The sequence below is a fragment of the Streptomyces sp. NPDC052052 genome, assembly GCF_040680455.1.
GTDB lineage: Bacteria > Actinomycetota > Actinomycetes > Streptomycetales > Streptomycetaceae > Streptomyces.
In genome coordinates, this window is the sequence record NZ_JBFAWU010000005.1 from 43010 (window position 1) to 57144 (window position 14135).

11 protein-coding genes are annotated in these 14135 nt (G+C 71.1%); 9 read left to right on the forward strand and 2 right to left on the reverse strand.

All coding sequences use genetic code 11. The features are described 5' to 3' along the window. The first annotated feature begins 25 nt into the window (after positions 1-25). Both miaB and AB0L71_RS07545 read left to right on the forward strand, forming a co-directional pair. A complete protein-coding gene (gene miaB, locus AB0L71_RS07540; protein ID WP_365239778.1) occupies positions 26-1516 on the forward strand; it encodes a tRNA (N6-isopentenyl adenosine(37)-C2)-methylthiotransferase MiaB in 1491 nt (496 codons plus the stop codon). Positions 1517-1568: 52 nt separating this feature from the next. Continuing rightward, the gene (locus AB0L71_RS07545) at positions 1569-2285 is read left to right on the forward strand and encodes a class III extradiol dioxygenase subunit B-like domain-containing protein (protein WP_365239204.1); all 717 of its coding nucleotides are present in this window, start codon (positions 1569-1571) and stop codon (positions 2283-2285) included. A gap of 111 nt (positions 2286-2396) precedes the next feature. Here AB0L71_RS07545 and AB0L71_RS07550 read toward each other — a convergent pair whose 3' ends face one another. Next, entirely contained in the window at positions 2397-2657 is a 261-nt protein-coding gene (locus tag AB0L71_RS07550; RefSeq protein WP_365239207.1) for an antitoxin, read from the reverse strand. A gap of 284 nt (positions 2658-2941) precedes the next feature. Between AB0L71_RS07550 and miaA the strand changes: the two genes are divergently transcribed. The 6 genes from miaA (at position 2942) to hflX (ending at position 10935) form a co-directional block, all read left to right on the forward strand. After that, entirely contained in the window at positions 2942-3880 is a 939-nt protein-coding gene (miaA, locus tag AB0L71_RS07555; protein WP_365239210.1) for a tRNA (adenosine(37)-N6)-dimethylallyltransferase MiaA, read from the forward strand. Positions 3881-3987: 107 nt separating this feature from the next. Further along, positions 3988-4422 carry a hypothetical protein gene (locus AB0L71_RS07560; protein WP_365239781.1) on the forward strand — a complete coding sequence of 145 codons (435 nt, stop codon included), beginning with the start codon at positions 3988-3990 and terminating at the stop codon, positions 4420-4422. 137 nt (positions 4423-4559) lie between these two features. After that, positions 4560-5477, forward strand: a complete 918-nt coding sequence (gene dapF / locus AB0L71_RS07565) for a diaminopimelate epimerase (RefSeq protein ID WP_365239212.1) — start codon at positions 4560-4562, stop codon at positions 5475-5477. A 95-nt stretch (positions 5478-5572) separates the two neighbouring features. Continuing rightward, complete coding sequence (locus AB0L71_RS07570) at positions 5573-7729, forward strand: HD domain-containing protein (protein WP_365239215.1); 2157 nt, start codon at positions 5573-5575, stop codon at positions 7727-7729. A 92-nt stretch (positions 7730-7821) separates the two neighbouring features. Next, positions 7822-9276 carry a M1 family metallopeptidase gene (locus AB0L71_RS07575; protein WP_365239217.1) on the forward strand — a complete coding sequence of 485 codons (1455 nt, stop codon included), beginning with the start codon at positions 7822-7824 and terminating at the stop codon, positions 9274-9276. Between the two features lie 141 nt (positions 9277-9417). Further along, complete coding sequence (hflX, locus tag AB0L71_RS07580; RefSeq protein WP_365239219.1) at positions 9418-10935, forward strand: GTPase HflX; 1518 nt, start codon at positions 9418-9420, stop codon at positions 10933-10935. A gap of 259 nt (positions 10936-11194) precedes the next feature. Here the strand turns inward: hflX and AB0L71_RS07585 are convergent, their stop codons facing one another. After that, the gene (locus AB0L71_RS07585; protein WP_365239222.1) at positions 11195-12415 is read right to left on the reverse strand and encodes a hypothetical protein; all 1221 of its coding nucleotides are present in this window, start codon (positions 12413-12415) and stop codon (positions 11195-11197) included. 329 nt (positions 12416-12744) lie between these two features. Here AB0L71_RS07585 and AB0L71_RS07590 point away from each other — a divergent pair, with 329 nt between their 5' ends. Further along, positions 12745-14124: a diaminobutyrate--2-oxoglutarate transaminase family protein gene (locus AB0L71_RS07590; RefSeq protein WP_365239224.1), complete on the forward strand. Its 1380-nt coding sequence runs from the start codon at positions 12745-12747 to the stop codon at positions 14122-14124. The last annotated feature ends 11 nt before the right edge of the window (positions 14125-14135 follow it).

Sequence of the window (14135 nt, forward strand, 5' to 3'; positions counted from 1 at the left end):
CGGCAACGACGTGGCTGGTGGAGTAGTGGACGGTTTGAAGACGTACGAGGTGCGCACCTACGGGTGCCAGATGAACGTCCATGACTCCGAGCGGCTGGCGGGCCTGCTGGAGGGCGCAGGGTACGTGCGGGCCGCCGAGGGCTCCGACGGCGACGCCGACGTCGTCGTCTTCAACACCTGCGCGGTCCGCGAGAACGCCGACAACAAGCTCTACGGCAACCTCGGCAGGCTCGCTCCGATGAAGGCCAGGCGGCCCGGCATGCAGATCGCCGTGGGCGGCTGCCTCGCGCAGAAGGACCGCGACACCATCGTCGAGCGGGCCCCGTGGGTGGACGTCGTCTTCGGTACGCACAACATCGGCAAGCTGCCGGTGCTGCTGGAGCGCGCCCGCATCCAGGAAGAGGCGCAGATCGAGATCGCGGAGTCCCTGGAGGCCTTCCCCTCCACGCTTCCCACCCGCCGCGAGTCCGCCTACGCGGCGTGGGTCTCCATCTCCGTCGGCTGCAACAACACCTGCACCTTCTGCATCGTCCCGGCGCTGCGCGGCAAGGAGAAGGACCGTCGCCCCGGCGACATCCTCGCCGAGATCGAGGCACTGGTCGCCGAGGGCGTCTCGGAGATCACCCTGCTCGGCCAGAACGTCAACGCGTACGGCTCCGACATCGGCGACCGCGAGGCCTTCTCCAAGCTGCTGCGCGCCTGCGGGCGCATCGAGGGCCTGGAACGCGTCCGTTTCACCTCGCCGCACCCCCGTGACTTCACGGACGACGTGATCGCGGCGATGGCCGAGACGCCCAATGTGATGCCCCAGCTGCACATGCCGATGCAGTCCGGCTCGGACACGGTCCTCAAGGCGATGCGGCGCTCGTACCGGCAGGAGCGGTTCCTCGGCATCATCGAGAAGGTGCGTGCCGCGATGCCGGACGCCGCCATCTCCACCGACATCATCGTGGGCTTCCCCGGCGAGACCGAGGAGGACTTCGAGCAGACTCTGCACGCGGTCCGTGAGGCACGCTTCGCCAACGCCTTCACCTTCCAGTACTCCAAGCGTCCCGGAACCCCGGCCGCCGAGATGGAGGGGCAGATCCCCAAGGAGGTCGTCCAGGAGCGCTACATGCGCCTGTCCGCCCTCCAGGAGGAGATCTCCTGGGAGGAGAACAAGAAGCAGGTCGGCCGCACGCTGGAGGTCATGGTCGCGGAGGGTGAGGGCCGCAAGGACGGCGCCACCCACCGACTCTCCGGCCGCGCCCCCGACAACCGGCTGGTCCACTTCACCAAGCCGGACGAGGACGTGCGTCCGGGCGATGTGGTGACCGTCGAGATCACCTACGCGGCCCCGCACCATCTCCTCGCCGAGGGGGCCCCGATGGGCGTCCGCCGGACCAGGGCGGGGGACGCCTGGGAGAAGCGCACCGCCGCCGAGGCCGCCAAGCCCGCCGGAGTGATGCTGGGACTGCCTGGTATCGGCGCCCCCGCGCCGCTGCCCGCCGCCGCCCCCGGCTGCGGCTGCGACTGACACCGGCGGCGGCCAACGGGCCCGTCCCGGGCGGGGCAGTACGCTGCCCACCATGCTTGTCGCCGCCGCTGTCTGTCCCTGTCCGCCCCTGCTCGTACCCGAGGTCGCCGCCGGTGCCGCGCCCGAACTCGATGACCTGCGGGCCGCTTGTGCCAAGGCCCTCGGGGTGCTCACCGCCGCCCGGCCCGATCTGCTGATCGTCGTCGGGCCTGCGGACCCGGCGGGGCGCGGGCCGCACCCCGAGGGAGCCACCGGTACGTTCCGGGGCTTCGGTGTGGACCTCGGCGTGCGGCTGGGGCGCGAGCGCGGCCCGGTGGTGGCGGAGCGTCCGCTGCCGCCGTCCCTGGCCGTCGGCGCCTGGCTGCTGGCCCGCACGCCCTGGGATGAGGCGCCGGTCGAAGGACTGGGTGTGGGGGAGTCGCTCGAAACCGCTCGCTGCACGGACACCGGACGGGACCTGTCCGCCAGGGCGGACCGGGTCGCCCTGCTGGTGATGGGCGACGGGAGCGCCTGCCGCACGGTCAAGGCGCCCGGCTATCTGGATGTCCGCGCCGAGGCGTTCGACGCCGCGGCCGCCCACGCGCTCGGCACGGCGGACGTGGACGCGGTGAACGCGCTGGACGAGTCACTGGCGTACGAACTCAAGGCCGCGGGCCGGGCACCGTGGCAGGTGCTCGCGGGGGCGGCCGAGGGAGCGGACCTGGACGGGCGCCTGCTGTACGAGGACGCTCCGTACGGGGTCGGCTACCTGGTCGCCACCTGGTCCTGAGCCTCCCGCCCGAGGCCTCCGCACCCGGGGCGGGGACGGCTGACGGCCGTGCAGCCTCCTCGCTCCACGGCCGTTGCCGGACCGGTCGGTGACGGCCCGGTCAGTGCATGTTCACGGAGCGGGCGGCGTACCGCCCCCGCTGCCTCCGGCACCGCCTTCGTCGTGCTTGTGGGACAGGCGCTCGACCGCTTCCTTGGCCTTCCTCGTGCCGGACTCGATCTTGTCGCTGTACTTGCCCTTGGTCTTTTGGTCGACGGTCCGCGCGGCCTTGTCGAGACCTTGGTCGATCTTGTCCCCGTGCTGGTGCGCGAGATCGCCCACCTTGTCCTTGGCGGGGCTCAGCTTGGCCTTCAACGTGTCCAGGAAGCCCATCGGGCACCCTCCCTGCTGGGGGACTGGGATCGGGCGTCCCTTTCGGCCCCGCCCCTGGTGGCCTTCATCGGGCCATTCCGAGAAGCAAACGACAGACCGTGACAAAACACCCGTATTCGTACTGGAAGTCTACTGGCGCGGGCGAAGATCCGCGCCGTCGCGGCCCTCAGGGGCCGCGACGGGCCACGGCATCAGCCGCCGGCGGAAGGGGCGGACGGCTGCCGCTCGGAGCCGCTCACCTCACTCGTTCGGGAGGAGTGCCGGAGGTTTGCGAGACTGGGGCGGTGAGAAGTTCAGCTCCCGCACCGCGGGTCATCGCCGTCGTCGGTCCCACCGCAGCCGGAAAGTCCGATCTGGGGGTGTTCCTCGCTCAGCGGCTCGACGGCGAGGTGGTCAACGCCGACTCCATGCAGCTCTACCAGGGGATGGACATCGGCACCGCGAAGCTGACGCTCTCCGAACGCGGAGACGTTCCGCACCACCTGCTGGACATCTGGGACGTGACCGAGACCGCCAGTGTCGCCGAGTACCAGCGGCTGGCCCGCCTGGAGATCGACCGGCTGCTCGCCGCGGGCCGCACCCCGATCCTGGTCGGCGGCTCCGGGCTCTACGTGAAGGGCGCCATCGACGCCCTGGAGTTCCCCGGCACGGACCCCGGCGTCCGGGCCAGGCTGGAGGAGGAACTGGTCGAGCTCGGCTCCGGCGCCCTGCACGCCCGCCTCGCCGCCGCGGACCCCGAAGCGGGCCGGGCCATCCTGCCGAGCAACGGCCGCCGGATCGTCAGGGCCCTCGAGGTCATCGAGATCACCGGCAGGCCCTTCACCGCCAACCTCCCGGGTGACGACGCGGTCTACGACGCCCTCCAGATCGGCGTCGACGTGGCCCGCCCCGAACTCGACGAACGCATCGCCCGGAGGGTCGACCGGATGTGGGCGGCCGGACTCGTCGACGAGGTCCGCGCCCTGGAGGCGCACGGCCTGCGTGACGGACGGACCGCCTCCAGGGCGCTCGGCTACCAGCAGGTGCTTGCCGCGCTGGCCCGGGAGTGCACCGAGGACGAGGCGCGCGCCGAGACCGTACGCGCCACCAAACGATTCGCGCGCCGCCAGGACTCGTGGTTCCGCCGCGACCCGCGGGTGCACTGGCTCAGCGGTGCCGCGCAGGACCGCGGGGAACTGCCCCATCAGGCGCTGGCATTGGTCGAACGAGCGGTTACAGCCTGATCACGTGATGGCATCGGGAAGCCCTGTCAGCCGTTTCCGTGCACGGGAGCGTGCCATCATCGAGCATCGATCGACCAGTGGAGTCCGAGTTGGGAGGGCGCGTGGCGATGGAAGCCGGCCCTCGCGACACAGAAGACGCACCGGACACGCTGCACGAGGCAGGACGCTTGAGCCCTGACGGGCCCGACGAGCTCGAAGTGACCCCGGAGGTCGAGGTCGAGCTGCGGCCCGCCCGGCGTCTGCGCATCTGGCAGCTCGCGCCGATCGTCATGCTCGCCGCCGTGGGATCGCTGATGTTCGCGTTCCCGCTGGCCTTCGAGTTCGGCGGCGGCGGCGCGGTCGTGGCCATGCTGGGCCTGCTGATCAGCTGTTGCGCCGCGGGCTGGGGCATGATGGCCGCCCGCCGGGTGGGGTATGCGTGGCCGGGGCTGCCGCAACGGGGTTCGGGCGAGCGGCCCGACTGGCGCGTGATCGTCCTGTACGTCGTCGTCTGCTCCGCCCTGGTCGCACTGGCCGTCTGGCGCGTCGCGCGGCTCCGCTGACGGACGGAACGCCGGCGCAGCTGCGCCGGGGCCCTGCCCGCTCCTGCTGCCGTGCGGCGATGAACCCACCCCGTCCGGTGTCCCGTTGCCGAGGCCCGGTTTCGTCGGCTGTCCGTGCGGCCTCGTACAGTTGCCCTGTGAGCACCTCGCAGATCGTCTTCCTCAAGGGCCACGGGACCGAGAACGACTTCGTGATCGTTCCCGATCCGGACAACAGCATCGACCTGCCCGCCTCCGTCGTCGCGCGTCTGTGCGACCGCCGGGCCGGTATCGGTGGTGACGGGCTGCTGCACGTCGTCCGGTCCGCCGCGCACCCGGAGGCACGGGCCATGGCGGGCGAGGCCGAGTGGTTCATGGACTACCGCAACGCCGACGGTTCGATCGCCGAGATGTGCGGCAACGGCGTCCGGGTCTTCGCCCGCTACCTGCAGCGTGCGGGACACGTCGAGGAGGGCGACCTCGCCGTCGCGACGCGCGGCGGCGTGAAGCGGGCGCACATCGCCAAGGGCGGCGACATCACGATCTCGATGGGGCGGGCGCTGCTGCCCGAGGCCGGGGTCACGGTCGCTCTGGACGGCCGCAGCTGGCAGGCCCGCAACGTGAACATGGGCAATCCGCACGCCGTCGCCTTCGTCGACGACCTGGCGCATGCCGGCGATCTGCTCGCGGTTCCGCCGTACAGCCCCGCGGCCGTCTACCCCGACGGCGTCAACATCGAATTCGTCGTGGACCGCGGTCCGCGCCATGTCGCGATGCGGGTCCACGAGCGCGGCTCGGGCGAGACCCGCTCCTGCGGCACCGGAGCCTGCGCCGTGGCCGTCGCCGCGGCACGCAGGGACGGCGTCGACCCGGCGGAGACCGGCGTCCCCGTCACGTACACGGTGGATCTGCCCGGGGGCACTCTGGTGATCACCGAGCGGCCGGACGGCGAGATCGAGATGACCGGCGCCGCCGTGATCGTCGCCGAAGGTGTGATCGACGCTGCGTGGCTCGAAACGGTGAACGGAGAGAGCTTCGCTCGAATGGGTGATCCGTTTCACGCTGGCCGAGAGTAGGACTCCGCCACGTGGTGGGCTCGGTAGCATCAAGCACCGGCCCGGAGGCGCGACCGCACCTCCCACCGCCGGTCGATGCCGCCGGAGGTGCCCCCATGAGCGCAGAGGCCACCGACCCAGGTGCGCCCGTCCGTAAACGGAGCCGTCCCCGGATCGATCTCCGCAGGCTCGGGCGTGTCGCCCTGCTCGGCCCGGTCTCCCGCGACCGGCTGCCCGACGCGATCGGTCATGTCGCCGAGGCCCACCGGGCGCACCACCCGGATGCCGACCTCTCCCTCCTGCACCGGGCCTACGTACTCGCGGAGTCCTCGCACCGCGGCCAGATGCGCAAGAGCGGCGAGCCGTACATCACACACCCGCTCGCCGTCACGCTGATCCTCGCCGAACTCGGCGCCGAGACCACCACCCTGACGGCCTCACTTCTCCACGACACCGTCGAGGACACCGAGGTGACCCTCGATCAGGTGAGGGAACAGTTCGGCAAGGAGGTCTGCTACCTCGTCGACGGCGTGACCAAGCTCGAAAAGGTCGACTACGGAGCGGCGGCCGAACCCGAGACCTTCCGCAAGATGCTCGTCGCCACCGGGGACGACGTCCGGGTGATGTCGATCAAGCTCGCCGACCGCTTGCACAACATGCGCACCCTCGGTGTGATGCGTCCGGAGAAACAGGCCAGGATCGCCAAGGTCACCCGTGACGTACTGATCCCGCTGGCCGAACGGCTCGGTGTGCAGGCCCTCAAGACCGAACTGGAGGACCTCGTCTTCGCGATCCTCCACCCCGAGGAGTACGAACGCACCCGCGCACTGATCGCGGCCGCGTCGGCGCAGCCGGACGCCTCCGGTGCCGCGTCCCACCAGAACCCGCTCGCCGCCGTCGCCGAGAACGTCGCCACCGTGCTGCGGGAGGCCGGCATCCCGGCAGAGGTCCTGATCAGACCGCGCCACTACGTCTCCGTGCACCGGGTACGGGCCAAACGCGGCGAACTGCGCGGCACCGACTTCGGCCGGCTGCTGGTCCTCGTCGGCGAGGACGCCGACTGCTATGCCGTGCTCGGGGAGCTGCACACCTGCTTCACCCCGGTGATCTCCGAGTTCAAGGACTTCATCGCCGCTCCCAAGTTCAACCTGTACCAGTCGTTGCACACCGCGGTCGTGGGCCCCGACGGGGCGGTCGCCGAAGTCCTCATCCGGACCCACCGGATGCACAAGGTCGCCGAGGCGGGCGTCATCGCCCTCGGCAATCCGTACGCCTCGGACAGCGGCTTCGCACCGCAGCCGGCCGAACCCGCGGACGGCGAGCGAGCCGACCCGACCCGGCCCGGCTGGCTCTCCCGGCTCCTCGCGTGGCAGCGGTCGGCGCCGGATCCCGACACCTTCTGGACGACGCTCCGTGCCGACCTCGCCGAGGACCGGGAGATCACGGTCTTCCGCACCGACGGCGGCACCCTCGGGCTGCCCGCAGGCGCCAGTTGCGTCGATGCCGCCTACGCGCAGTACGGCGAAGCGGCGCACCACTGTGTCGGCGCCCGGGTCAACGGCCGCCTCACCACCCTCGGCACCATGCTGAGCGACGGCGACACCGTGCAACTGCTGCTCGTCGAGGATGCCACCTCCGGCCCCTCGCCCGACTGGCTCGATCACGCCCGCACCCCCGCCGCCCGCATCGCCATCACCGGCTGGCTGGATGCCCACCCCGAGGACACCCGGGGCCCGCACACGGGCCGGTCTGCCGAGCGCAGGCGCGAACCTCACTCCCACGAGAGCACCGTTCCCGGCCGTACCAGGCCGGCGGGGCCGACCGCGAGGGCCGTGGTCGACCGGCCGGACGCCCCCGTCCGACTCGCCGGCTGCTGTACCCCCGCACCACCCGATGCCGTCACCGGATTCGTCGTGAGCGGGGGCACCGTCGCCGTGCACCGGCTGGAGTGTGCCGCGGCGGCCCGGATGCAGTCGGTCGGCCGCGCCCCGGTCCCGGCGAGCTGGGGAGACACGGATGGGTGCCGGGTCACCCTGGTCGCCGAGTCCTTCGGACGGACCCGGCTTCTGGCCGATCTCACCGAGGCGATCGCGGCCGCGGACGCGGCGATCATCTCCGCCACCGTCGAACCCCCCAGCGAACAGCGGGTCCGGCACACCTACACCCTGCAACTCCCCGATGCCGCCGGGCTGCCGGCCCTGATGCGCGCCATGCGCGACGTACCCGGGGTGTACGACGTGCGCCGCACCCAGCACCCCGCCGCCACCGGGTGACCCTGCAGCGCCATCTGCCGAAGCGATCTCGTTCGGGTGGTGCGGCGCGCGCCGCAACCTGCCGGGGCGGGAGTCGCTGGTAGCGGTAGGTCATGCCGTTCATCCCCCGCCGCCTGCGCACCGCCCTGCTCGCCGCCGCATCCGCCGCCCTCGTTGCCGCCGCCCTCCCCTCACCCGTGCCCCTCGGCATCGGCGACCCACTCTTCCCGTATCTCGGCAACCCCGGGTACGACGTCCTCTCCTACGACATCGGCCTGACCTACCACGGCAGCAACAACACCCCGCTGGATGCCGTCACCACCATCGACGCGCGGACGACCGAGCCGCTGGACCGGATCAACCTCGACTTCACCCGGGGCACCGTCAGCGCCGTCGAAATCAACGGTCGGGGCGTGGACTTCGCCATTGCGGACGAGGACCTCGTCATCCGGGCCCCGAGCCGGCTCCCGGCCGGAACGGCCCTCCGTATCACCGTCCGGCACACCAGTGACCCCCGCGGCAACCAGGACACCGGTGGCTGGCTGCGCACCGCCGACGGCCTGGCCATGGCCAATCAGGCCGACGCCGCGCACCGGGTCTTCCCGAGCAACGACCACCCCGCCGACAAGGCGTACTTCACCTTCCGGATCACCGCGCCCAAGGACTTCACGGTGGTCGCCAACGGGCTGTGGGTCGGTACCGACCCGCACGGCGCCGAGACCACCTGGACCTACCGGACCGCACACCCCATGGCCACCGAGCTGGCCCAGGTCGGCATCGGCCGTTCCACCGTCGTCGAACGGACCGGGCCGCACGGGCTGCCCGTCCGCGACGTGGTGCCGGCCGCCGACCGCGAGCGGCTGGAGCCCTGGCTCAGCAGGACCCCCGGTCAGCTCGCATGGATGGAACAGCAGGTCGGCCGCTACCCCTTCGAGAACTACGGACTGCTGGTCGCCGCCACCGACACCGGCTTCGAGCTGGAGACCCAGACGCTCTCGCTCTTCGAACGGTCCCTCTTCACCCGGCCCGGCTACCCCCAGTGGTACGTCGAATCGATCATGGTGCACGAACTCGCCCACCAGTGGTTCGGCGACAGCGTCTCCCCGAAGACCTGGTCCGATCTGTGGCTCAACGAGGGACACGCCACCTGGTACGAGGCCCGTTACGCCGAGGAGCACGGCGGCGGGCCGCTGGAACGCCGGATGCGTGAGGCGTACCTCAAGTCCGACGGCTGGCGTGCCGCGGGCGGCCCGCCCGCACGCCCCGACAAGCCCGGGCCCGGACAGAAGCTCAGCCTGTTCCGGCCGGTGGTGTACGACGGCAGCGCGCTGATCCTGTACGCGCTGCGCCAGGAGATCGGAGAGAACGCCTTCGACCGGCTGGAGCGGAGCTGGCTGCACCGGCACCGGGACTCCAACGCCACCACCGCTGACTTCGTCCGCACGGCGTCACTGGTCGCGGGCCGCGACCTGACCTCGTTCTTCGACGGCTGGCTGTACGGCGCGAAGACCCCGCCGATGCCGGGACACCCGGACTGGCACAGCGCCCGCCCCTCCGGGCAGCGATAAACCAGGGTGACGGGCCCGGCGGACCATGCGACCATCGACGGGTCGCCGCGGCGGCCGGACGATGACTCCCGACGCGGGAATCATCGGAAGAGGTCACGCGTTGTGACTGACGTAACGGAATTCCATCGACGTAAGGATCCAATGACCTCCTCTTCTCTTCCCCAGGACGCGCAGGACACGCAGAGCGCTCCGGAGCACACCACCGGGAGCCGCACCGAGAGCCTTCGGGCCGACGCCCTGATGGAAGAGGACGTCGCCTGGAGCCACGAGATCGACGGGGAGCGCGACGGCGAGCAGTACGACCGCTCCGAGCGTGCGGCCCTGCGCCGCGTGGCAGGACTCTCCACCGAACTCGAGGACGTCACCGAGGTCGAGTACCGACAGCTTCGCCTGGAGCGAGTGGTACTGGTCGGTGTCTGGACCTCGGGGACCGTACAGGACGCCGAGAACTCCCTCGCGGAGCTGGCCGCACTCGCCGAGACGGCGGGTGCCCTGGTGCTCGACGCCGTCTTCCAGCGCCGCGACAAGCCGGACCCGGCCACCTACATCGGCTCGGGCAAGGCCCTCGAGCTGCGCGACATCGTCCTCGAATCAGGGGCCGACACCGTCGTCTGCGACGGTGAGCTCAGCCCCGGCCAGCTGATCCACCTGGAGGACGTCGTCAAGGTCAAGGTGGTCGACCGGACCGCCCTGATTCTGGACATCTTCGCCCAGCACGCCAAGTCCCGGGAGGGCAAGGCACAGGTCTCGCTGGCGCAGATGCAGTACATGCTGCCGCGGCTGCGAGGCTGGGGTCAGTCGCTCTCCCGCCAGATGGGCGGCGGCGGTTCCAGCGGCGGTGGCGGCATGGCGACCCGCGGCCCCGGTGAGACCAAGATCGAGACGGACCGGCGCCGGATCCGCGAGAAGATGGCGAAGATGCGCCGGGAGATCGCGGAGATGAAGACCGGCCGCGAGATCAAGCGCCAGGAGCGCAAGCGCAACAAGGTGCCGTCGGTCGCCATCGCCGGCTACACCAACGCAGGCAAGTCCTCGCTGCTCAACCGGCTGACCGGTGCGGGTGTCCTGGTGGAGAACGCACTGTTCGCCACCCTGGACCCGACCGTGCGCCGGGCCGAGACGCCGAGCGGCCGGATCTACACCCTGGCCGACACCGTGGGATTTGTCCGGCACCTGCCGCACCACCTCGTCGAGGCGTTCCGGTCCACGATGGAGGAGGTCGGTGATTCCGATCTCATCCTGCATGTGGTGGACGGCTCCCATCCGGTGCCCGAGGAACAGCTCGCCGCGGTGCGCGAGGTGATCCGCGACGTGGGTGCGACGGATGTGCCGGAGGTCGTGGTGATCAACAAGGCCGACGCGGCCGATCCGCTGGTGCTGCAGCGGCTGCTGCGCATCGAGAAGCACGCGATCGCCGTCTCGGCGCGGACCGGAGAGGGGATCGACGAGCTGCTCGCGCTCATCGACGCCGAACTGCCCCGGCCCTCGGTCGAGATCGAGGCACTCGTCCCGTACACCCGGGGAGGTCTCGTCTCGCGGGTACATGCCGAGGGCGAGGTGATCTCCGAGGAGCACACTCCGGAGGGCACCCTGCTGAAGGCGCGGGTCCACGAGGAACTGGCGGCCGAGCTCTCCGCGTTCGTCCCCGTGGCACGCTGACCGCGGCGCGGCACCGAACAGTACGGCCCGAAGGCCCGCTCCCCCGAGGGGAGCGGGCCTTCTGCGCCCGGTGCACCGCTTCACGTACCGGTCTGCCGCACGTGCGCCCCCGTGCGCTCCCTGCCGTGGAAGCGCACGGCGCCCGGAGGCGGCCGCGCGGGGCGGCGGTGGGGACAACACAGGGCCTCCGGAGGGGAGTTGCCGCCCTCAATGTCCTGATGTGCCGTCACCTCTCAAAGGGCGCAAGGACGGCCGTGGGTCACTGTCCCGCGTACTTGTTGCTGACCGACTCGTAGACGCCCTTGGCCTCCTTGCCGAAGCGCGGTCCGGCCAGCCAGCCGGCCGACACCGGGCCGATGGAGGTGTTGGAGACCAGTGCGGGGTTGCCGTCCTGGCCCGTCGCGACCCAGCCGCCGCCGGAGGCGCCGCCCGTCATGGTGCAGCCGATACGGTACATCGTCGGGTCCTGCTCCGTCAGCGAGAGCCGGCCGGGCGTGTCCGAGCAGGTGAAGGCCTTCTGGCCGTCGTACGGCGGAGCGGCGGGGAAGCCGGTGGCCGTCATGCTGTCGATCTTCGGGACGGCGGGGGCATTGAAGTCGACGGGCAGTGCGGAGCCCACCGTCTCCTCCAGGGACTTGCCGGACGATCCCTTCTCCGGCGTGACGCGCAGTACCGCGAAGTCGTAGGGGGCGCCCTGCCCGCCGACCGAGGACCCTTCGGAGATCCACTGTTCGGACGTCTGCGCCCACTGGCTCCACCACACGCCGTAGGGTGCGATCTCCTGCTTGGTCGCCTTCTCGAGCTGGGCCGTCGGCAGACCGTCGTTGTTGTAGGACGGCACGAAGGCGATGTTGCGGTACCAACCGCCCTTCTTGCCCGCGTGCACACAGTGCCCCGCGGTCCACACCAGGTTGGACTTGCCGGGGTGCGCCGGGTCCTTCACCACGGTCGCGGAGCAGACCATGGAGCCCTCGGGGCTGTCGAAGAACAGCTTGCCCGACTCCGCGGCGCTGGCGTGGTACGGCGTCCGGACAGCGGCGGCCTTGACCGGTGCCGGCGTCGGGTCCGTCACTCCGGCATCACCCGAGATGTCGTTCTCGACCTGCTTCTCCGGCGACTTGTCGGTGTCCCGCATCCGGTCCGAGTCCCAGAGCCCTTCGATGATCGGGTTGACGAAGTCCTTGGCCTCGCGCAGCCAGGTGTCCTTGTCCCAGTTCTTCCACTCGCCGTTCTTCCACTGGTCGAGATCGATCCCGTGCTCCTTGAGCCGGTCCTTCAGATCGTCCGGAATGGTGATCCCGCCACCCGACGACTGACCGGCGGCGTTGCTCGGCTTGTCACTGGCGTCGTCCTCGCCCGGACCGCAGGCGGTGGCGGTGAGCGCAAGGACCGCGGTGACCGCTGCCACGGCGAGTGCCGAGGGGCACGTGCGACGCCCGCCCCCCTGACGTGCGGTCAGAACCGGTCGAACGATTCGCATCTGATGATCCCCCTGGGACTTCGTAACCCAACACTTCCGTACGGCGCTTCCGTGCTGTCGCCGAGCGGCCTGATCCGAACGCCCTGTTGGCGTCCGGAAAGCCGTCCGAGCCGTCCGCGCGGCCCTCACTATGCCGGTGCCGGTGGGGACGGTCCGCGGCAGGGCCATGGTTCCGTCCCCGCAAGGATCTTCGGATTTACCCGTGATCCTGCGCGCCCGGTGTCGTTGGTACGCAGGAGGGACCGAGGACAGGGTTCATCCCCGCAGTCCGTCCGTGCGCCGATGTACGGACGCGGAACGCAACTGTTACAGCAGGAGGACCAAGAGCCGTGGCCGTGACCGAACCAGCTCCGGCGGCAGCACCGGCGGTGCACGAGGGGATTCTGCGCCGCCAGTCGCTGCGGGAGTCCGCCGCCCGTACCTATGCGCGGTCACTGCCGATCGTGCCGGTACGGGCCCGTGGGATGACCATCGAGGGAGCGGACGGTCGGCGGTACCTCGACTGCCTCTCCGGCGCGGGCACGCTGGCGCTCGGACACAACCATCCGGTGGTCCTGGAGGCCATCAAGAAGGTGATCGACTCGGGGGCGCCCCTGCATGTGCTCGACCTGGCCACTCCGGTCAAGGACGCCTTCACGACGGAGCTGTTCGCCAGCCTGCCGCGGCGGTTCGCCGACAACGCCCGGATCCAGTTCTGCGGTCCCGCCGGCACGGACGCCGTCGAGGCGGCGTTCAAACTCGTCCGGGCCGCCACCGGCCGCCGCGGACTCGTGGCCTTCACCGGCGCCTACCACGGGATGACGGCAGGCGCACTGGCCGCATCGGGCGGCGCCGAGGACGTACACGTGACGCGTCTTCCCTTCCCGCAGAACTACCGTTGCCCCTTTGGCGTCGGCGGTGACCGCGGCACGCAGATCGCGGCCCGGTGGGCCGAGAACCTCCTGGACGACCCCAAGGGGGGCACGCCCGCACCGGCCGGGATGATCCTGGAACCGGTCCAGGGGGAAGGGGGCGTGAACCCCGCCCCGGACCACTGGATGCGCCGGATGCGCGAGATCACCGAGAGCCGGTCCATCCCCCTGATCGCCGACGAGGTCCAGACGGGTGTCGGCCGCACCGGCGCCTTCTGGGCGGTCGAGCACAGCGGCATCGTGCCCGACGTGATGGTGCTCTCCAAGGCCATCGGCGGATCCCTGCCGCTCGCGGTGATCGTCTACCGCTCCGAGCTCGACACCTGGCAACCCGGCGCCCACGCCGGAACCTTCCGGGGCAACCAGCTCGCGATGGCCGCGGGTACGGCCACCCTCGCGTTCGTGCGGGAGAACCGCCTCGCGGACCGCGCCGCGACCCTCGGCGCCAGGATCGTCGCACGCCTCCAGGCGCTGGCCACGGACCACCCGTCCATCGGGGACGTCCGCGGGCGGGGGCTGATGATCGGGGTGGAACTCGTCGACCCCGAGGCCGCCGCCCCGGGCGACACCCCCGAGCCGCCACCCGCCCCGGCCCTCGCCGCAGCCGTCCAGCAGGAGTGCCTGCGCCGCGGGCTCATCGTCGAACTCGGCGGACGCCACTCCAGCGTCGTACGTCTCCTCCCGCCCCTCACCCTCACCGACGAACAGGCGACAGCGGTCGTGGACCGCCTCGCCGACGCCCTGGCAGCCGCCGAGCGCCTGCCGCACCGCCGGATCGCGACCGGGTCGCTCCGCTGACCCGGACACCA

Excerpts from the sequence above, each read along its gene's own strand:
- AB0L71_RS07545 (WP_365239204.1), top strand. The coding sequence starts at position 1,569 with ATGCTTGTCGCCGCCGCTGTCTGTCCCTGTCCGCCCCTGCTCGTACCC.
- AB0L71_RS07550 (WP_365239207.1), bottom strand. The coding sequence starts at position 2,657 with ATGGGCTTCCTGGACACGTTGAAGGCCAAGCTGAGCCCCGCCAAGGAC.
- AB0L71_RS07560 (WP_365239781.1), top strand. The coding sequence starts at position 3,988 with ATGGAAGCCGGCCCTCGCGACACAGAAGACGCACCGGACACGCTGCAC.
- AB0L71_RS07570 (WP_365239215.1), top strand. The coding sequence starts at position 5,573 with ATGAGCGCAGAGGCCACCGACCCAGGTGCGCCCGTCCGTAAACGGAGC.
- AB0L71_RS07575 (WP_365239217.1), top strand. The coding sequence starts at position 7,822 with ATGCCGTTCATCCCCCGCCGCCTGCGCACCGCCCTGCTCGCCGCCGCA.
- hflX (WP_365239219.1), top strand. The coding sequence starts at position 9,418 with ATGACCTCCTCTTCTCTTCCCCAGGACGCGCAGGACACGCAGAGCGCT.
- AB0L71_RS07585 (WP_365239222.1), bottom strand. The coding sequence starts at position 12,415 with ATGCGAATCGTTCGACCGGTTCTGACCGCACGTCAGGGGGGCGGGCGT.